Origin of the sequence: Azospirillum melinis, assembly GCF_013340935.1 — a bacterium.
Taxonomy (GTDB): Bacteria; Pseudomonadota; Alphaproteobacteria; order Azospirillales; family Azospirillaceae; genus Azospirillum; species Azospirillum melinis.
Genome location: NZ_WHOS01000001.1, coordinates 97705 through 115466, shown reverse-complemented (window position 1 = coordinate 115466; position 17762 = coordinate 97705). Strand labels below are relative to the sequence as shown.

17 protein-coding genes are annotated in these 17762 nt (G+C 68.9%); 6 read left to right on the top strand and 11 right to left on the bottom strand.

The window, feature by feature from the left end:
- Positions 1–2 precede the first annotated feature (2 nt).
- Positions 3–1454: an aminodeoxychorismate synthase component I gene (gene pabB / locus GBZ48_RS00540; RefSeq protein ID WP_174469195.1), complete on the top strand. Its 1452-nt coding sequence runs from the start codon at positions 3–5 to the stop codon at positions 1452–1454.
- Between the two features lie 104 nt (positions 1455–1558).
- Here the strand turns inward: pabB and GBZ48_RS00535 are convergent, their stop codons facing one another.
- The 4 genes from GBZ48_RS00535 to GBZ48_RS00520 all read right to left on the bottom strand — a co-directional run bounded on the left by GBZ48_RS00535 (position 1559) and on the right by GBZ48_RS00520 (position 5397).
- Entirely contained in the window at positions 1559–2632 is a 1074-nt protein-coding gene (locus GBZ48_RS00535) for an HAD family hydrolase (protein WP_209798180.1), read from the bottom strand.
- Positions 2633–2869: 237 nt separating this feature from the next.
- Positions 2870–3352 carry a GreA/GreB family elongation factor gene (locus tag GBZ48_RS00530; protein ID WP_174469194.1) on the bottom strand — a complete coding sequence of 161 codons (483 nt, stop codon included), beginning with the start codon at positions 3350–3352 and terminating at the stop codon, positions 2870–2872.
- Positions 3353–3362: 10 nt separating this feature from the next.
- A complete protein-coding gene (locus tag GBZ48_RS00525; RefSeq protein ID WP_174469193.1) occupies positions 3363–4412 on the bottom strand; it encodes a hydantoinase/oxoprolinase family protein in 1050 nt (349 codons plus the stop codon).
- Positions 4405–5397, bottom strand: coding sequence for an ATP-grasp domain-containing protein (locus GBZ48_RS00520; RefSeq protein WP_174469192.1), 993 nt, complete (start codon positions 5395–5397; stop codon positions 4405–4407). The genes GBZ48_RS00525 and GBZ48_RS00520 overlap by 8 nt, the downstream gene beginning before the upstream one ends.
- Here GBZ48_RS00520 and GBZ48_RS00515 point away from each other — a divergent pair.
- Entirely contained in the window at positions 5396–6124 is a 729-nt protein-coding gene (locus tag GBZ48_RS00515; protein ID WP_174469191.1) for a HisA/HisF-related TIM barrel protein, read from the top strand. The two genes, GBZ48_RS00520 and GBZ48_RS00515, sit on opposite strands and share 2 nt — an antisense overlap.
- On the opposite strand, the gene fae is transcribed toward GBZ48_RS00515, so the two are convergent.
- Genes fae through GBZ48_RS00480 form a run of 7 tightly spaced genes read right to left on the bottom strand, consistent with a single transcriptional unit; the run spans position 6103 to position 12556 of the window.
- Complete coding sequence (gene fae / locus GBZ48_RS00510; protein ID WP_246306893.1) at positions 6103–6591, bottom strand: formaldehyde-activating enzyme; 489 nt, start codon at positions 6589–6591, stop codon at positions 6103–6105. The two genes, GBZ48_RS00515 and fae, sit on opposite strands and share 22 nt — an antisense overlap.
- Positions 6486–7562 (bottom strand): triphosphoribosyl-dephospho-CoA synthase, encoded by a 1077-nt coding sequence (locus GBZ48_RS36045; protein ID WP_246306892.1) that lies wholly within the window; start codon positions 7560–7562, stop codon positions 6486–6488. The genes fae and GBZ48_RS36045 overlap by 106 nt, the downstream gene beginning before the upstream one ends.
- Complete coding sequence (locus GBZ48_RS00500) at positions 7559–8476, bottom strand: ATP-grasp domain-containing protein (protein WP_174469189.1); 918 nt, start codon at positions 8474–8476, stop codon at positions 7559–7561. Before GBZ48_RS00500 ends, GBZ48_RS36045 begins: the two co-directional genes overlap by 4 nt.
- A gap of 13 nt (positions 8477–8489) precedes the next feature.
- Positions 8490–9455 carry a methenyltetrahydromethanopterin cyclohydrolase gene (gene mch, locus GBZ48_RS00495; RefSeq protein WP_174469188.1) on the bottom strand — a complete coding sequence of 322 codons (966 nt, stop codon included), beginning with the start codon at positions 9453–9455 and terminating at the stop codon, positions 8490–8492.
- A complete protein-coding gene (locus GBZ48_RS00490; RefSeq protein WP_343049037.1) occupies positions 9430–10593 on the bottom strand; it encodes an ATP-grasp domain-containing protein in 1164 nt (387 codons plus the stop codon). Before GBZ48_RS00490 ends, mch begins: the two co-directional genes overlap by 26 nt.
- Positions 10590–11492 carry an NAD(P)-dependent methylenetetrahydromethanopterin dehydrogenase gene (locus GBZ48_RS00485; RefSeq protein WP_174469186.1) on the bottom strand — a complete coding sequence of 301 codons (903 nt, stop codon included), beginning with the start codon at positions 11490–11492 and terminating at the stop codon, positions 10590–10592. The genes GBZ48_RS00490 and GBZ48_RS00485 overlap by 4 nt, the downstream gene beginning before the upstream one ends.
- Positions 11493–11542: 50 nt before the next feature.
- A complete protein-coding gene (locus tag GBZ48_RS00480) occupies positions 11543–12556 on the bottom strand; it encodes a beta-ribofuranosylaminobenzene 5'-phosphate synthase family protein (RefSeq protein ID WP_246306891.1) in 1014 nt (337 codons plus the stop codon).
- A gap of 366 nt (positions 12557–12922) precedes the next feature.
- Between GBZ48_RS00480 and GBZ48_RS00475 the strand changes: the two genes are divergently transcribed.
- The 4 genes from GBZ48_RS00475 to GBZ48_RS00460 are packed head-to-tail and all read left to right on the top strand — an operon-like array spanning position 12923 to position 17502.
- A complete protein-coding gene (locus tag GBZ48_RS00475) occupies positions 12923–14119 on the top strand; it encodes a formylmethanofuran dehydrogenase (protein ID WP_343049034.1) in 1197 nt (398 codons plus the stop codon).
- Entirely contained in the window at positions 14112–15800 is a 1689-nt protein-coding gene (locus GBZ48_RS00470; RefSeq protein WP_174469183.1) for a formylmethanofuran dehydrogenase subunit A, read from the top strand. Before GBZ48_RS00475 ends, GBZ48_RS00470 begins: the two co-directional genes overlap by 8 nt.
- Positions 15791–16696, top strand: coding sequence for a formylmethanofuran--tetrahydromethanopterin N-formyltransferase (gene fhcD, locus GBZ48_RS00465; RefSeq protein WP_174469182.1), 906 nt, complete (start codon positions 15791–15793; stop codon positions 16694–16696). The genes GBZ48_RS00470 and fhcD overlap by 10 nt, the downstream gene beginning before the upstream one ends.
- Positions 16693–17502, top strand: coding sequence for a formylmethanofuran dehydrogenase subunit C (locus GBZ48_RS00460; protein WP_174469181.1), 810 nt, complete (start codon positions 16693–16695; stop codon positions 17500–17502). The genes fhcD and GBZ48_RS00460 overlap by 4 nt, the downstream gene beginning before the upstream one ends.
- Positions 17503–17762 lie beyond the last annotated feature (260 nt).

Below are 17762 nucleotides of genomic sequence, written 5' to 3'. Positions count from 1 at the left end.
GCATGCCGCATGACGGCCTTGTCTTCGACCTCCCGGCCGGGGAGAGCGCGGGCGACGAGTGTCCGCTGCTGATCCGCGAAATTCCCTACCGCGATCCGGTCGCCGCCTTCGCACCCTGGTCCGGCCAACCTTTCGCCACACTTCTGCACAGCGCCGCGGAAGCCGGCGGCCGGGGCCGGTGGAGCATCGTCGCCGTCGATCCCTTCCGCACGGTCGAAGCGCGCGGCGGCTCCGTCACGGTGGATGGCGAGGCCGTCGTCGGCGATCCGTTCACGGTGCTCGAACGGGAGTTGGACGCCCATCGCCTGCCCCTTCCCGCCGACCTGCCCGTTCCTTTCGCCGGTGGCGCCGTCGGCTTCCTCGGCTACGAATTGGGACAGGTGCTGGAACGGCTGCCCGCACGGCACGGCGACGACAGCGGCCTGCCCGACATGGCCTTCGGTTTCTACGATACGGTCATCGTTTTCGATGAATGGGAGCGGCGCGGCTGGGTGCTGTCCAATGGATTTCCCGAAAGCAGTCCGGTCCGGCGCCGACTCCGCGCGGCCGGCCGCCTTCAGTCGTTCACCGATATGCTGGCGGCGGCGTCAATCGATTTGCCGCCGCCCAACCCCACCAGCGCGCCCTGGCGGGCCGAGATCGAACGCGACGAGTATTGCCGCCGGGTGGAGCAGGTGCTGGAATACATCCGCGCGGGCGACATCTTCCAGGCCAACTTCACCGGACGCTTCCTGGCCGACCGGCCGGCGGGCCTGTCTTTGCTCGATCTCTACCGCCGCCTGCTGGCGCGCAGCCCCGCCCCCTTCGCGGCCTGCCTGTCGCTGCCCGATGGCGCCGGTCTGGCCAGCGCCTCGCCGGAGCGCTTCATCCGGCTCGATGGCGACGGCCGCATGGAAACCCGTCCGATCAAGGGAACCCGCCCGCGCGGCGCCACCGTGGAGGAAGACGAGGCTCTCGCCCGCGAGCTTGAACACAGCATCAAGGACCGGGCCGAGAACCTGATGATCACCGACCTGCTGCGCAACGACATCGGCCGCGTGGCGCGCATCGGCAGCGTCAAGGTACCGGTCCTGTGCGGGGTTGAGCGCTTCGCTTCCGTCCATCATCTGGTGTCGGTGATCAAAGGGCGGCTGAGGCCTGGGCTGGGACCGGTTGACCTGCTGCGCGCCACCTTCCCCGGCGGCTCGATCACCGGCGCGCCCAAGATCCGTGCCATGGAGATCATCGACGAGCTGGAATCCTCTCGACGCGGCGCCTATTGCGGATCGGTGGCCTGGATCGGCTTCGACGGAGCGATGGACAGCAACATCGTCATCCGCACCCTGACCGTCACGCCCGACCGCGTCATCGCCCAGGCCGGCGGCGGCATCGTCGCCGATTCCGATCCCGGCGGCGAGCATGACGAGATGATGGTGAAGATCCGCCCGCTGCTGCGCGCGCTGGATGGCGGCTGAGCCGGCGAAGACCGGCGCGGGTGCCAGGAAAAAACCAAGGCCCCGGCCGGTTTCACGGTCGGGGCCTTCCTGTTTTGGGCGATGGCGGGCAAGAACCGCCGTTGTCACTGGATATCGTTCGGCTGGACGACGACCCAGTTCCGGTCGGCGAGGACCGGCAGCTTCTGGTCCGCTTGGCCCGCAGCGGCAGTTTCCCACATCTGTTTGATCTGCTTCATGTACTTGTCCTTGCGGTTGACCCACACCCGCAAGCCGCCATTCGCCGCATCGGTGGAATGGAGCAGCATGTAACCATCGCTGGTGGGGGTGTCTCCCGCCACCAGCACCGGCTTCTTCCACTGGTCGATATAGGTGAGGATCGCCGCGTGCTTACCGGCAAACCAGGTCAGCGGCGCCCACAGATAGGTGCCGAGTTCCAGGTCCATAGTCTTGGCCCAGTCGTATTTCCCCTCGGCGATCAGCTTGCGTGCCGTGGTCACCTCGCCGGTGGCGCGGTTCTTCAGCAGCATGGTGACGCCGATGACGTTCTGCGGCTTGATATTGTAGCCGTATTTCGGGTCGGACAGCACCATCCGGACCAGCTCCTCGCTGGCGGCGGTCACCACATAGACGTCGATCCCGTTGGCGGTCAGATGGTTCACCAGCTCCTGCTGGCCGGTGTAGAATTTGGGCGGGCTCACCTCGACCGTCTTGACCGCGCCGCCGTCGTAGTAGGTGGCGGGGATCGGCTTGCCGTCGGCCAGCATCTCGTCGACGAAGCCCTTCAACTGGGTCAGGGTGAAGCCGGAAAAGATCTGCGCCACCCACGGATAGCACACCTGATCGTCGATCTCGCACAGCCGGTAATAATAGCTGTTGAGGCTTTCCTTGTGCCCGTTCACGTCCTTGAACGGGATGATCTTCAAGGACGGGTCCATGCTCTCGCGCGACAGCACGCCCTTGCGCTCCAGATAGGGCAGCAGGGATTCTTCAAGGTCGTAGCGGTACAGCGTGTTGTCGGCATCGAACACCGCATAGGCGCCCTTGCCGGCATTGGCGGACACCAGCGCCTTGAGGCTCGTCGCCGCCTCCGCCGGCCAATGGGCGAGCGGTTGAGGAGAGCCCGATTGGGCCATGGCGGCCATTGGAGCCATCGCGACCATGCCCGCAAGCAGCGCGGAGCGGAAAAGCGTCTTCATCTGCGCCCTCTCTTCCCTGTTCAAAGACACGATTCTTCGAGACCGGAACCACTGCGTTGGAGTGGTGCGGGCTGTTCTGGGGATTATCCCGAACTGTCCAAGATTTTTTCAGTTGAGGAGCACAGTTTATGACAGATTATTTACACATGTCCACTGAATCTAATTTTCAATATCCGTCGCGTATTGGCCTGAATCGGTCGTCTATACAGAGGATTTCCTTGAGATATCTGTAGCCGCTCAGTTCGGCGAGACCGAACGGATGGTGAGGGACAGGGCTTTGCCCCGGCGCGGCCAGTCCACCACGTCACCGACGCGTCCGCCGACCAGCGCCTCCCCCAACGGGGATTGCCAGCTGATGCGGCCGGCAGCGGGGTCGGCCTCCTCCCCGCCAACCAGCGTGAAGGTCCACCGGCGCCCGGTCTCATCCTCGGCGACGACGACGGAGCCAAACCCGGCCTCATCTTCCGGGCCGGCTGGACGCATCACGACGGCGGCGGCCAGCCGGGCGCGCAGCAGGTCGGCTCGCCGCTTGGCACTGCTCATCGCCTGCCGGTCCTCCGGCGCATCGGAACCGCGCAGCTGCGCCACCTCCGCGTCTGCCGCGGCCAGCTCCTCCTGCCAGGCGGCGACAGTGGCAGCGGACACATGCAGGGGCCCGTTGACCTGGGGCAACGGACCCTCGGTCTCGGCATCGCTTTCCTTGACGAAGGCGCGGCTCATCCCGGTTCCCTCAGCCCAGCAGCGCCATGGCCGCAGCGGGGGCGCAGCTTGCGACCCAACCCTGACCGGGAGCCCCCACCACATCGCAGAAATCCAGGTAGGGGCGACCGAGCCGGGCAGCCACCTCCTTCACCACCGCGCGCCCGACACCGGCCCCGACCACGGGCGTATCCTGCGGAAGCGGCGGCGCGCCGGCCGACAGAACCCGCGAAGCGGCGTCATGGATGCGGCGCAGCTGGCGTTCGACCAGATCGCCGGCCATCGCCCGCCAGACCGCCGGATCGTAATCGCCGGCATCATGGCCGACCATGCGCGCCAGACGGCGCAGGCTGGCCTCGACCGTCTTCTGCCCATTGTCGGCGGCGGGATGCTGGTCCGCAGCCTCGTCCAGCCGGCCCAGCACGCGGTAGAGGTCGGCGCTGGTGGCGAAATACTCGGCCATCATCGGCAGCCGCTCGCCAGCGACCAGAGCGGTGCGCTCCATCGCCATCACCGCCGTGCGGGTCAGCCCGGTATAGAGCAGTTCCTCCACCGCCATCCGGTCATGATCGGTGACGCCGCGCGCCACCACCCCGCCGTCCCGCACCGGCACGATGTCGGTGGTGGTGCTGCCCATGTCGACCAGCAGCGCCGCCGGCAGGCGCTTGGCGACCACGGCGGCGGTCGCCATCCAGTTGGCCGACGCCACGTCCATCACCTGTCCGCGCGCCTCCTGCGGCGACAGCAGCCCGCGCCGCCCGGCATAAACGCGCAGCCGCCCCGGCGGCACGGCAGCCGCGATGCGATCGATCAGCGTCTGCACGCCCTGGGTGCGGTCGTCGAACAGGTCGACCAGTTCGCCCGTCATCGTCACCACATGGTCGGCGCCGGCCGGCAGGCGCTCCAGAACCGTGGTCAGCGCCGTGTCCAACTCGCCCAGCCCTTGCCAGAGCCGGCACGGCACCTGCACGGCATCTCGCAGCCGGCCCTCCTCCGCCCAGGCGGCCTTCAGATGGGCGCCGCCGATGTCCCAGCCGATGATCGCCGTTCCATCGGGGGCCGTTCCACGGGTGTCAGACATGCGCATCCTCCCGGCCGGCATCGGCCGATCTGGTGTGGAACAGAACCAGGATTTCACCCGCCGGGTTCCAGCCCAGCACCCGCGACAGCCCGGAATAGCCGACGGACAGGCGCGGGTTCACCTCCACCACCACCGGGCCATTCGAATCCGGGTCATCGGGCCGGTCGATGAGGTCCACGGCGACATAGCCGCGCAAGCCCGGGATCGCGGCGGCAATCGCACGCGCCAGCGGTTCCCAGACGATGCGGCGGTGCTCCATCGCCCCGACCTCGACACCGTGGAAAGAGAAGCTCCCATCGCCACGCTTCACCTTCTGGCGGTTGCAGCCGAGCAGCCTCACTCCGCCGGTGTCGTCGACCAGCATGGACAGGCTGCACGCCTCCCCCTCCACCAGCGGCTGGACGATCCAGCGGCCGGTATGCGGCGGCGTCCAACTGGCGATGTCGTCGACGATGAAGGTGTCGAGGCAGCCGGCGCCGTCGTCCGGCTTCACCACATGACGGGCGGCGGGCGGCGGCGGGGCGCCGAAGGGGAAGGTGGGAATCGTCGCGATGCCGTGGGCGGCCAACCGGGCCGCCGTCGCCGTCTTCGACGACGCCAGAGCAATGGCGTCGGCAGCGCAGGCGACCACCGGCCGGCCGGTGTCGTGGAACAGGGCGGTCACTTGCGCCAGCAGCCCGTCGCTTTCCGGCGCAATCGGCCAGACCACGTCGCACAGAGCGGCCGCGGCGCGCCAGCGCGCCTCCGGCTCCTCGCCCGGCGCCACCGGGAACAGGGTGACCCGGTCCGCTGGGAAGGACGGCGCGGCAAGCCGGTTGTCCCAGCACAGCGTGACGTGTATTCCATCCAGCGCGACCAGATCGCCGACCAGGGCGGCGACCATCGCGTTGGCCTCCGCCATCAGGTCGGTCGGAAGCGGCCCGTTGCACAGCGCGCCGCCGGTGACATACTCGCAGACCAGAACCCGACGAAGGCTGTTCTCCATGGACATCGTTCCCGTCATCGACCTGCTGGGCGGGCAGGTGGTTCATGCCAAGCGGGGGGAGCGCGACCGCTACCGCCCCATCGAAAGCGCGCTGACCGCAGGATCGGCACCGCAGGATATCGTGGCCGCGCTGCTGGCGCTGCAACCCTTCCGCGCCTGCTATGTCGCCGACCTCGACGCGATCCGCGGGCATGGCGACCATCGCTCCACCGTCGCGGCTCTCCAGGCGCGCTGGCCGGAGGTCGCCTTCTGGGTCGATGCCGGGCTGGCGACGGCGGACGATTGCCGCCGCTGGGTCGATGCCGGGCTCTGGCATCTGGTGATCGGCAGCGAAAGCCAGACGGACGGAAAGACGCTGGACGCAGCGCTGGCGCTGACCGGCGGGGACCGGGTGGCGCTGTCGCTGGATGTCCGGCGGGGCAAAGCGCTGGGACCGGCGGCGCTGCACGAGGATGCCTGCCTCTGGCCCGCACGGGTGATCGCCATGACGCTGGACCGGGTCGGCTCGGGCGAGGGGCCGGACCTCGACCGCATCGCCTCGCTGGCGGCCCGACGCCCGGGGGTTCGGGTGTGGGGCGCCGGCGGGGTGCGCGATGCGGCGGACCTGGACGCGCTGGCGCGGCACGGAACGGATGCCGTGCTGGTGGCCAGCGCGCTCCACGACCGGCGCCTCGACGCCGGAACGCTGTCCCGCTTCGTCTCCGATCAGGAGGCGGCGAAGGGGTGAACCGCGGCGGCCACGCCGTCGAGCATTTCCTTGGCGGTCGGGTTGCCGGCGATGGCGCGCTTCAGCGCCAGCTTGGTGGCCTCATGGTTGTAGTCCTGGATCTTGCGGTCGTCCTCCGCCTGCCAGTGGATGAAGACGCCGACCGAGATGAACAGGTCGTCGGCCTCGTCCGCCGGAATGGTGCCGTCCTCGACGCATTCGGCGACCGCCAGGGCGACGGCACGCTGGGCCGGGCCGAACATCTGCACGGCCTGCTTGGCGTTCTTGATCGTCACCTTGTTGAACATGACCGTGGAGGGTTTGACCATCAGGTTCGGCGCCAGCACGGCCAGCAGGCCGTTCACCCCTTCCTTCTGGTTGGTCAGGGTCTGGCAGAAGGCGGTCTCGGCGGCGCTGCCGCGCGGACCGACGATGAGATCGATGTGAGCGACCTCGTTGCCGTCGCCCACCAGAGCTTCGCCGACCATAACCTTGTCGATCTTAGGCATTGCGCGTCCCTTGCGATGGTTGGTTCGATCAGATTCCGCCGGCAGTCGTCCGGCGGCCACGGCCCGGCCGGCAGATCGCCGGCCAGCCGAAGCACGAACAGGCAGGCCACCGTCAAGTCGGCGGACGTGCCCGGATTGAGGCCGCGGCGCTTCAGCGCGCGGTCGAAAGCGAGGAGCCGGCGCGCTGTTCCGGAGTTGCCGCCAAAGGCAGAACCAATGGATAGTCGCCGCTCCAGCCGGAACGCCTGCGCCCGCACCCGCTCCGCCACCGCCGCACCATGCTTGCGGGCGATGTGGGTGTCCGGGTGCAGCGCCATGAAGCCCAGGTGAATGGCGCTCGCCGCCTCCGCCGGACTGGCGCCACGACGCAGGGCCGAGCGGCCGCGCGCAACGCCGAAGGTGAAGACGTCGGCGAAGGCGGTGGCGTACTGTCGGGCGATCAGGTCGCGGTCGGCCGCCGCCGCCATCGCGGCCCGCAGGTCGACACGCGGGGCCGCGGCGACGTCATGCTGCTGGGCCTCTCCCAGCCCGGCCGGCAGAGCCAGGCGGATGGCTGCGAAGGCGTCGGCGGCATCGGCGACGCTCAGCCCGTCGAGCACCCGCGCCAGCCGAAGCCGCAACGGCTCGCCCTTATCGCGGCACAGCGCTGCCGTGGCGAGCGGCGCCAGCAGCAGGACGATGCCGAGATTGGTGTTGCAGCCGGCCACATCCCGTGTCGCCGCGACCGCATGCAGGATCGCTTCCCCCACCCGGCGGCCGGGCGTGGCGAGGATCGGGGCGATGGCGGCGGCGCTGTCCAGGAACTGCGCCACGCTCATCCCATGGCCGTCTGCATGGATATGAACGTTGCCGGGTTTCAGCGCCATCAGCTCCAGCCGGCAGGCGGTGAACACCGCCTCCTCCACCAAGGACCGGCAATCGTAGATCGGGGTCGGCAACAGGGCGCTCATCCGGCCCTCCGTGCGTCCGCCGACACCGGCGAGGCCGATGCCAGACGGGCAAGGACCAGATCGGCCAGCGCCTGCGCCACGTCCACCGGCGTCACCGCCTGCAGGCCGCGCCATGCCGGCATGCTGTTGACCTCGAGCACCAGGAACCGGCCGTCGGGCGCGCGGATCACGTCCACCCCGGCATAGTCGGCACCGACCGCGGCGGCGGCGGCCACCGCCAGATCGCCCAGCACACCGCCCGGACTTGCCGGATGGCAGCGCGCTCCCTGCTTCACGTTGGTGATCCAGTGATCGCCCTGGCGGACCATGGCGGCCAACGGACGCCCATCCACCACGAAGACCCGCCAGTCGAACCAGCCGCCATCGGCCGCGCCGACATACTCCTGCAAATGATAGACACCGGCGATCTCCTCCGGGCCGGGCAGAGCCATGCCGGGATCGAGCCGGCGCAACCCCTTGCCCTGCGATCCGAACAGCGGTTTCAGCACCGCGGCCCGTCCCTCGGCATGGAGGGCGGCCAGGATGGCGGAGGCCTGGACCGGGTCGGCAACGCTCCAGGTCCGTGGGGTCGGTATCCCGGCGGCGGCCAGCCGGAAGGCGGTGGCGCTCTTGTCGACGCAGCGCTCGATGGACACGGGGGTGTTGGCAACCGGCACCCCGCCATGGGCCAGCGCATGCAGCACGCCAAGCCGCAGCGTCACCTGCTCGAAACTGCCGGCGGAGATGGTGCGAACCAGGCAGGCGTCGGGCAGCCCCCCCGCGAAACCCGGAATCACCGGCCCCTCGGGACCGAAGCCGCAGGAGCTGAGCGACACCGGGAGCGCTTTCGCGCCAAGGCGGGCGAAGGCGGCGGTCAGCCGCCGGGTGTGCCAGTCGGCGCCGTCCACGAAGATGGCGATATGGATCAGCCCCATGCCCCGGCCTCCCCTACATGCCGATGCCAAAGGAGCGGTCGAGCAGCGCCGGAGCCAGAACCCCGGCACTGAAGCTCCGCCCGCTTTCGAAGGCGGTCACGATCACGCGGGCCGGGCTGAACAGCATCGGGTCGATCTTGAAGAAGTCGAAGCCGCTCGCCGCGAACAGATCGGCGAAGGGCCGGCCATAGTCGGCGGAGGCTGAGCTGGGCAGGCGGGCCGCCAGATCAGCCGCGTCGTCGTCCGGACCGTCGACCAGCAGATGGACGGTGCCGCCGAACAGGATGGCGTCGTTGGTGCGGCCCATCGCCTGGACAAAGTCGCGCCCCGGCGGCGGCAACGGCGCGCAGCCGACGCCGTCGCGCACCCGCTCCAGCGGGAAATGCATGGCATGCAGCTTGTGCAGCCCGACCTCCAGCACGCGGGCGACGATCTGGATGATGCCGGCCGGGCTGCGGGTCGGCGTCAGGATCAGGGTCACGCGCTCCGCCGGCACGCCGCAGTCGCGCGCCACCTTCTCCACCACCGATGCCGGCGGCCGCTTGTCCGTCTCCAGCACCAGCACAGCGCGGTCGGCCATGTCGCGGTAGCCGAGTTCTGCGAACAGCGGTTCCTTCACCGCCAGGGCACGTCCCGGCCCCGATCCCAAGGCGGAGAACTTCTCGCCCGACAGGCTCCAGCCGGCATACTGGCTGCCGAGGCAGGCCAGGACCGGATCGGCGGCGGTCACCGTCACCTGCGCCGGCCAATGGGCGAAGGGAGAGTCCATGCCGATGCGCACGCTGCCGGCGCCGCCCAGGCAAATCTCGGCGATGCGGCGCCCGGCCTCCAGGCTGCCGGGCCGGTCGATGCCGGCATCGATCACGGTGCAGCCCGCGGGATGCTGTTCCACCCCGATCCGCAGCATGGCGGCGTCCGCCACCAGGGCATGGACCAGGGGTGCGGCAAGCCGGTTAACACTGAAGGGAAGGGACGACATCGGCGGTTCTCTCCACAAAGCAGGCCCGCCGCGTGCAGTCCGCGACGATGCGTTCGATCCGGCAGGACAGACGGCGTCGCGCCTCTTCCTCGTCGCCGCCCCAGGCGGTGACGCTGCACAGCGGCTGCCCGACGCCCACCGCGCCTCCAGCCCGAGGCAGGTCGGCGCACCAAGGGGGCCAGGGGAAATCCGCCGGCACCGTCAGGGCAGAGTCGGCATAGGCCACCGCCCCGGCAATGACGCCCGGACGCGCTGCCCCCAGCTTCCAGTCGCGTCCGGCGGCAGCGTCGAGATGGGCACGCATCACCCCGCCCTGCCGGTGGCGTTCGAGCAGGTCGAGCGTGGCCCCCGGACGCGGATTGACCTCCAGCACCGTCACCGATTTGCCGTCGACCAACAGGTCCAGGCTGTTCAGCCCGACCAGCCCGAAAGCGGCAGCAATGCGGCGTGCCGCTTCCGCAAGCCGGTCGGCGAGGGATTGAGGCACCGCCGCCGGAAGCACCGCCCCGCCATAGCGGAAGGGCGCATCGGGTGCCGGATCGGCCCATTGCCGGCTGATCGCCACCGTTTCGCACCAGCCGGAGCGGTCGGCGATGAAGGCGACGGAGGTTGGCCGCCCCGCCGCCCGCCATTGCAGGTAATGACCGTCCGGCAGTGGGCCGCCGGTCCAGGGGACGATGTGCCAACCCCCGGCCGCACCCACCCGTTTGACCAGCCAGTCCCCGGAAACCTCATCGTCGGACATCGCCACCCGCATCTCCGGATGCCCGATGCCCAACTCCTCCAGCCGCAGCGTCGCCAGCCGCGCGGCAAAACCGGCCGGGTCCTTGACCGCCCGCACCGCGTCCGGCCCGTTGCCGAGCAGCCGATAAGGACCGGCCTGCATCAGGGCGGCCAGCAGGTCGGGCGCCTGTTCAAATCCCGATCCGACGACCAGACCGCTGCCCGGCGGAGCCAGCGTCCGGGCGGCGGCGATCAACGCGTCCCGCTCGAAGCCGGTGACGGGATCACCGGCCACGCAAAGGGCGGGCAGCGGCAGATCGGCATCGCCGAACTGGTCCAGCGTCGCCACGACGGCTCCGGTTCGCGCCACCGCCTGGGCGATTGCCCGGCCCGACAGGGCGGCGACCAGGATCACGCCGTTTTCCGGCATTGGGCGCGGGCCAGGGTGAACGCGTCGTCGAAGGCCAGATAGACCGGCTTCGCCGCCTCGCGCATCGCTTTGAACAGGCCATGCTGGGTCTTGAACTTCACGTTGCCGATGGCGAGCGCGCCGATGCCGACGGCGTCCGTCCCGTCGATGGCCACGCCGTCGCTGAAGGCGTCCACCCCTTCCACGCCGGCCGGCGGCACGGCATTGACGTCGGCCACCACCCGCACCGACGGGGCAGCGGCGATCTGCGCGCGGCTCAGCACCTGGACGCCGGCACGGGCGACCGCCAGAACCACGTCGGTTTCCGCGAGGATGGCGGCCTTATGGGCGTCGGTCGAGCCATCCACCGCGCCCAGCGTCACGCCAAACCGGTGACGGTATGAGGCCGCCCGCTCGGCGACGGACGCCGCACCGTCATGGCCGATCAGTTGAACCGCCGCGCCGGCACGCGCGGCCAGCACCGCGGCGACACCGCCAACCGGCCCCTTGCCACCGAACACCGCGACCCGCGATCCGGCCAACGCCAACCCAACCTTCTCAAGTTGGGCCTCGACCTTCGCGATCATCGCCGCGGCGGTGGTGTAGGCGCCGGACGGATCGGCGAAGACCGAGATTTCGAACGGCGGGACCATGGCCCGGCACGCCGCGTCCAGCATGTCCAGCGCCATCAGGATGTCTCGGCCGGCGATGAACAGACCGGTCCGCTTGGCGTCGCCCGGAGCGCGGGAAAAGATCATATCCTGGACAAGACCCGGCACCTCGCCAGTCTCGACATTGCTATAGGGCACGATGACGCCATATCCGGCATCGCACGCCATGTTGATGTCGAATGGACTGACCGCCTTTACCGGAGTAACGGCGTGCATAATATAGGGCTTTTCCATGAAACGAAGTCCTCGGTTCGCTTCATGGCACTGTCTTTCACCTTACAAACTCACGCTGTCTTTTTTGCGACTTTTTCATATCCGGCAGCGACTGCGCTTTGATCGGAGAAAGTCTCCACAACAGCACCGTGATTCCGCCCCCGGCAGATGACGAAGCGCAGGTTGGGCCGCGTCCGCCAGCGCGCCTGCGCACCCTCCGCCGCCCGCTCTGCCGATGCTACATCGCCGAAGATGGCAAAGCCGGTCGGCCCCCAGGAACTCTGCCCGACCCCGGCAGCACCAACCGACGGCAGCCAGCGCAGAACCTCGGCCACGTCCGGGCTGCTGAAGCGCCCGCCCTGGGCCGGGGCGAAATGGTCGCCGACCACGCTCTGGAGTTCCGTCACGGCGGCACCGAACCGAATCGCATCCCCTTCCGCCAGCGCCGGCAGCCCGACCATCAGCGCCAAGCGGCACAGATAGGCCGCCTTGTCCGCTGGGAAGGGCGGCAGATCGCGGAAAGCGACCGTCTCGGCCGTGCCGGACAGGCCGCGGTTGGCGTCATCGAACACCAGCAGCATGCGCCACGCCTCCGGCAGGGCCATGCGGCTTATGACCGGCGGCGGCTCGTCCAACGCGCCCTTGCCGCCGTCCAGAATGACTCCGCCCTGTTCGAAGGCGCCGACGCCGATGCCCGACCGCGCGCCCCGGTCGAGCAGGCTGGCGACCCGGCGCGGCGGCAACGACCGGCCGGTCATCGCCGACAGGGCAGCCCCGACGGCCAGCGCCAGTTGGGTGCCCGACCCCAGCCCGGAATGGGACGGTATGGTCCGGCCCAGCCGCAGGCAAAAGCGGTTTTCCAAGCCCAACGCCCCGCACAGCCGGTCGAGATACCCCGCCGCCCGGCGGTCCGCACCGACGGGAACATCGCTTCCCGATTTTCCCCGGATCAGCATCAGGTCCGTTCCCAGCCCGCCGAGCGTCAGGCCCAGGCTGCCGAAGCGCCGGCCCAGCCCGCCCTCCATGTCGAGGAACCCAAGATGCAGCCGGGCTGGCACCTCCACCCGCACCGTGTCGACCGTCATGCGCTGTTCGCCGCAAATCATGGCCTACCTGTCGCAAAAGCCAAGGCGATCAGCCGCCTTTTGCACATAATAAAATCGACGGCGATAAAATCAATGAGAACAGCAATAGAAAACAAATTATATTCTGAAAATCCCCAAAAATAGGATCCAACTTATTCATTTCTGCAAAGAGATGAACTGACATCTCATGCCTATTATTATTTAAGATAATTCTCCACACTCGTCATCACGCGCGGGGTTTGGGATATGGACTACGTATTCGGCGGGAGCGACCTTCCACCGCCCATGAGCGATGTCGTTTGCCCGTTCTGCGCAATGGCCTGCGACGACCTTGCGGTCGCACGCGATGGCACAGGACAGCTCAGGGTGACCGCCAACGGTTGCGCGCGGGCACGCACCCTGTTCGCCCTTCCGGCATTGCCGGCCCACTGCTTCATCAATGGCCGCGCCGTTCCACTCGACGAAGCGCTGGACGCCGCGGCGGCCTTGCTGAGAGATGCGGTGTCTCCCGCAGTCGGAGGGCTCGCCGCCGACACCGAGGGAGTCTCCGCGGCCCTGGCGCTGGCCGAACGGCTGGGTGCGGTGGTGGACCACGCCGCGTCCGACAGCCTGTTCCACGGCCTGCGCGCGCTCCAGGTGACCGGCACCATGACCGCCACCTTCGGCGAAATTCGCAACCGTGCCGACCTGTTCGTCCTGTTCGGAACCGAGTTCGAGCGCCATGCCCCCCGCCTGTTCGACCGCATCGTCCGCCCGCCGACGCCCTTGTTCCGCGATGCCGGCGCGGCGCGCGGCTTCCTGATCGGTCCCGGTGACGGCCCGGCACAGGACGGGTTCGAACGCCTGAGCGCCGACCTGACCCACGCCCCTGCCATCGCCGCCGCCCTGTCGCAGTTGCTGGCCGGCGAAACACCCCGCGGTGACCAAGTCGGGGGTATCGCGATGGAGGATCTTGCCCGTGTCGCCGCGGCGCTGCGCGAGGCACACTTCGGCGTCGTCGGCTGGATCGCCGCCACGCTGGACCCGACGGCCGGCGATGTCGCCATCGAGGCCTTCAACCGCCTGGTCGTGACCGCCAACGCCTCGACCCGCTGTGCCGGCTTGCCGCTGGGCGGCAAGGGCAACGCGCTGGGCGCCAATTACGTGTGCGCCTGGCAGTATGGCGTGCCGCTGCGCTCCCGTCTGGGGGCCGGCCCGCCGGAACACGATCCGCTGCGCTACCGGTTGAAAAGCCTGCTGGCAGGCGACGAGGTCGATGCGCTGGTCTGGCTTTCGGCCCTGAACGGCGCGGAACTGCCGGACACCCGCACACCGATGATCGTGCTGGCCCGCCCCGGACAGCCGTTGCCCCGTGACCCGGAGGTGCTGATCCCGGTCGCCATCCCCGGCCTCGACCATTCCGGCAGCATCCACCGCGGCGACGGTGTCGCCGCTCTGCCCCTGCGCCGTTTGCGAACGACCGCCATGACGCTGCCGTCGGCCGCGTCGGTGCTGAGCGCCCTGCTCGACCGCCTGCCCTCCTCCCCACTCCCCGTCCCGCTTCGGGAGACAGCGCATGTCTGACGCCTACACCCTGCTGCGCGGCGGTCGCGTCTGCGATCCGACCGTGAGCACCGACGGCGGCGGGTTGCGTGACCTGTATCTGAAGGACGGCCGCATCGCCGCGACACCTCCGCAGGACGCCCGCATCGGGGAGGTGGTCGATCTGGACGGCCGCATCGTCATGGCCGGCGCCATCGACATCCACAGCCACATCGGTGGCGGCAAGGTGAACCTCGCCCGCCTGCTTCTCCCGGAGGAGCATCGCGAGCACGCCAGCGGCCCGGACGGGCTGCGCCGCTCCGGCAGCGGCCTGTTCACCCCGTCCAGTTTCGTCACCGGTTACCGCTATGCCGAGATGGGCTACACGGCGGCCTTCGAGCCGGCGATGCTGCCGTCCAATGCGCGGCACACCCATCTGGAACTGGCCGACGTTCCGATCATTGACAAGGGCTGCTACGCCGTCCTCGGCAACGACGATTTCCTGCTGGAACGGCTGGCCGCCGGGGCGACACAGTCGGAGGTCAACGACTATGTCGCCTGGACCCTGCACGCCACCCAGGCGGTCGGCGTCAAGGTGGTGAACCCCGGCGGCATCAGCGCCTTCAAGTTCAACCAACGCCGGCTGGATCTGGACGAGGCGCATCCCCATTACGGCATCACGCCGCGCCGCATCCTGACAACGCTGGCCACATCCCTGTCCGACCTGGCAGTGCCGCATCCGCTGCACATCCACTGCAACAATCTAGGCATCCCCGGCAACGAAGCGGTGACGCGCGACACCATCGCCGCGCTCGACGGGCTGCCGGCCCACCTGACCCATCTGCAATTCCATAGCTATGGGACGGAGGGCGACCGCCGTTTCTCCTCGGCCGCCGCCGAGATCGCCGAAGCGGTGAACCGCAGCCCGAACATCTCGGTCGATGTCGGCCAGATCATCTTCGGCCAGACCATCACCGCGTCGGCCGATATCATGTCGCAGTTCCGCAACAGCGGCCTCGCCAGCCCGCGCAAATGGGTGTGCACCGACATCGAATGCGACGGCGGCTGCGGGCTGGTGCCGTTCCGCTACCGTGACAAGGCCTTCGTCAACGCACTGCAATGGGCCATCGGGCTGGAGCTGTTCCTGCTGATCGAGGATCCCTGGCGGGTCTATCTGACCACCGACCATCCGAACGGCGGCCCCTTCACAAGCTATCCGCATCTGATCCGCCTGCTGATGGACCGCAGCTTCCGCAACGAGCAGCTGGCGCGGATCAACCCCGATGTCGCGGCGCACAGCCGGCTCGGCTCCCTCGAGCGCGAATACACGCTCGACGAGATCGCCATCATGACCCGTGCCGGCCCCGCCCGCGTGCTGGGGCTGCGCGACCGCGGCCACCTGCGCCCCGGCGCCGTCGCCGACGTGGTGGTCTATGATGATCTGCCCGACCGCGAGGCGATGTTCGCTGCCCCTGCCTGGGTGTTCAAGAACGGTCGGCCGGTGGCGCGCAACGGCCGGCTGACCGCAACCGGCTGGGGCGACACCATCGTCGTCCGGCCGGAGTTCGACCCCGCCATCGAGCGGCGGCTGAAGCCATGGTTCGAGGATCACCAGACCGTGCGGCTCGGCAACTTCCGCATCGCGGACGGCGAGATCCTCGACCATGGCCGCGGCGGCCTGTCCATCGTCCCGACCCTGACGGCGTCCGACCCATGCTTCTGAACGGCATCCATATCGAAAACACTTATGCCGAGGCTTTCGACATGAAGGCGACCCGGCTGATCGTGACCGCCGACACGCCGGCCTGGGCACGCCATGCCGGCATGGCCGCCACCGGTTTCGCCACCTCGGTCATCGCCTGTGGCTGCGAAGCCGGGATCGAGCGGGAGCTGGCGCCGGAGGAAACTCCCGACGGGCGCCCAGGCGTGGCCCTGCTGTTCTTCGCCACCGGACGCAGCGTTCTGGGAAAGCAGGTGGAGACCCGCGTCGGCCAGTGCATCCTGACCTGTCCCGGTACCGCCTGCTTTTCCGGCGTGCCGCGCGGGGTGAAGGAGGATCTGATCCCGCTGGGCCGGAAGCTGCGCTATTTCGGCGACGGCCAGCAGATGTCGAAGCTGCTGTGCGGCCGGCGCTACTGGCGCATCCCGGTGATGGACGGCGAGTTCCTGTGCGAGGAATCGAGCTGGAGCGTCCCCGCGGTCGGCGGCGGCAATCTGCTGATCCTTGCCGATGCGCGGACAGCGGCGCTGGAGGCAGCGGAAGCGGCGGCGGACGCCATGCGCGCCGTGCCCAACGTGGTGCTGCCCTTTCCCGGCGGGGTCGTCCGCTCCGGCTCCAAGATCGGGGCGAAGTACAAGGGGATGCCGGCCTCCACCAACGACGCCTATTGTCCGACACTGCGCGGCCTGCCCCGCTCCCGCCTGCCGGCCGAGGTCGAATCGGTGCTGGAGATCGTCATCGACGGGCTGACCGCCGCCGATGTCGCGGCCGCCACCACGGCCGGGCTGAAATGCCTGATCGAACGCGGGCGCGGCTCCGGCATCTGGGGCGTCACCGCCGGCAATTACGGCGGCAAGCTGGGCCGCCACCATTTCCACCTTTACGAGCTGCTGCCATGAGCGTGCTGAGCTTCCGTCTGAAAGGCCCGCTGACCGGCCGCATCGACGCCTCCCCCCTGCTGCCACACCGGTTGGCGGAGTTGGCCTTGTCGGAAATCGCCGCCTTGCCTCTGCGGCTCGGCCGGGGCCATGTCGCGGTGGGCGACCTGTTCGACCTGTCGGGCAACCCGGGCGACATCGTGGAACTGGAGGGCGACGAGCGGCTCGACTTCGTCGGGGCCGGACTAGCGGGCGGCATCATACGGGTTGCCGGACCGGTCGGCCACCGCGCCGGCACCGGCATGAGCGGCGGCTCGCTGCTGGTGGAAGGGGCGGCAGGGCTGGCGGCGGGTGCGTCCATGCAAGGCGGCGAGCTGATCGTCCGGGGCGACGCCGGCAACGAGTTGGGCGGCGCCCTCCCCGGCGAGCGGGCCGGGATGACCGGCGGGCGGATCCTGGTCCATGGCACATGCGGCGACCGCGCCGGCGAGCGCATGCGCCGCGGGCTGATCGCCATCGGCGGCAATACCGGCGCCTACGCCGCCCTGCACATGAATGCCGGCAGCCTGCTGATCGGCGGCAGGCCGGGTGCCTTCATCGGCCATGGCATGCGCAACGGCACCATTCTGTTCCGAGGCGAGATCGATCCGCTGCCGGGCTTCGCCGATTGCGGCCTCAACCGGCTGCCCTTCCTGTCGCTTCTGGACAATCACCTGTCGGGGCTTAACGAAGTGCCGCCCGCCTGCCGGGGCCTGACCGGACGGGCGCGGCGCTGGCTGGGCGACCGTGGGTTCGGTGGGCGTGGCGAGCTGCTGGCCTGCCTGTGAAAGCTCCCTGGCCGAAGGCCAGCGGGCAGCGACCCTTCGGGGAAAGGAGGGCTACCTCATAGAGAGAACGTGGATGCTCCGGCGGATGGTGCTATCGTTCGTGCACACGGATGATTTGCATGAAAAACAATCCCGACTCGATCAACGTCGCGCTCCTTCAAGGATTATGTCCGCTTTGTTCAATGTCGCAGGGCCCCGACCTGCGTAGGCTGCTTGTCATAAAAACTTGATGGTGCGCAAAGGGACCGATCCCCGCCCAT

What these genes read in the sequence shown, in the direction of transcription:
- GBZ48_RS00520 (WP_174469192.1), bottom strand. Translation starts at nt 5,397, where the DNA reads ATGGAGAACAGCCTTCGTCGGGTTCTGGTCTGCGAGTATGTCACCGGC.
- fae (WP_246306893.1), bottom strand. Translation starts at nt 6,591, where the DNA reads ATGGTCGGCGAAGCTCTGGTGGGCGACGGCAACGAGGTCGCTCACATC.
- GBZ48_RS00530 (WP_174469194.1), bottom strand. Translation starts at nt 3,352, where the DNA reads ATGAGCCGCGCCTTCGTCAAGGAAAGCGATGCCGAGACCGAGGGTCCG.
- mch (WP_174469188.1), bottom strand. Translation starts at nt 9,455, where the DNA reads ATGTCGTCCCTTCCCTTCAGTGTTAACCGGCTTGCCGCACCCCTGGTC.
- GBZ48_RS00525 (WP_174469193.1), bottom strand. Translation starts at nt 4,412, where the DNA reads ATGTCTGACACCCGTGGAACGGCCCCCGATGGAACGGCGATCATCGGC.
- GBZ48_RS00470 (WP_174469183.1), top strand. Translation starts at nt 14,112, where the DNA reads ATGTCTGACGCCTACACCCTGCTGCGCGGCGGTCGCGTCTGCGATCCG.
- GBZ48_RS00460 (WP_174469181.1), top strand. Translation starts at nt 16,693, where the DNA reads ATGAGCGTGCTGAGCTTCCGTCTGAAAGGCCCGCTGACCGGCCGCATC.
- GBZ48_RS00535 (WP_209798180.1), bottom strand. Translation starts at nt 2,632, where the DNA reads ATGAAGACGCTTTTCCGCTCCGCGCTGCTTGCGGGCATGGTCGCGATG.
- GBZ48_RS00515 (WP_174469191.1), top strand. Translation starts at nt 5,396, where the DNA reads ATGGACATCGTTCCCGTCATCGACCTGCTGGGCGGGCAGGTGGTTCAT.
- pabB (WP_174469195.1), top strand. Translation starts at nt 3, where the DNA reads ATGCCGCATGACGGCCTTGTCTTCGACCTCCCGGCCGGGGAGAGCGCG.
- GBZ48_RS00480 (WP_246306891.1), bottom strand. Translation starts at nt 12,556, where the DNA reads ATGACGGTCGACACGGTGCGGGTGGAGGTGCCAGCCCGGCTGCATCTT.
- GBZ48_RS00500 (WP_174469189.1), bottom strand. Translation starts at nt 8,476, where the DNA reads ATGGGGCTGATCCATATCGCCATCTTCGTGGACGGCGCCGACTGGCAC.
- GBZ48_RS36045 (WP_246306892.1), bottom strand. Translation starts at nt 7,562, where the DNA reads ATGAGCGCCCTGTTGCCGACCCCGATCTACGATTGCCGGTCCTTGGTG.
- GBZ48_RS00485 (WP_174469186.1), bottom strand. Translation starts at nt 11,492, where the DNA reads ATGGAAAAGCCCTATATTATGCACGCCGTTACTCCGGTAAAGGCGGTC.
- fhcD (WP_174469182.1), top strand. Translation starts at nt 15,791, where the DNA reads ATGCTTCTGAACGGCATCCATATCGAAAACACTTATGCCGAGGCTTTC.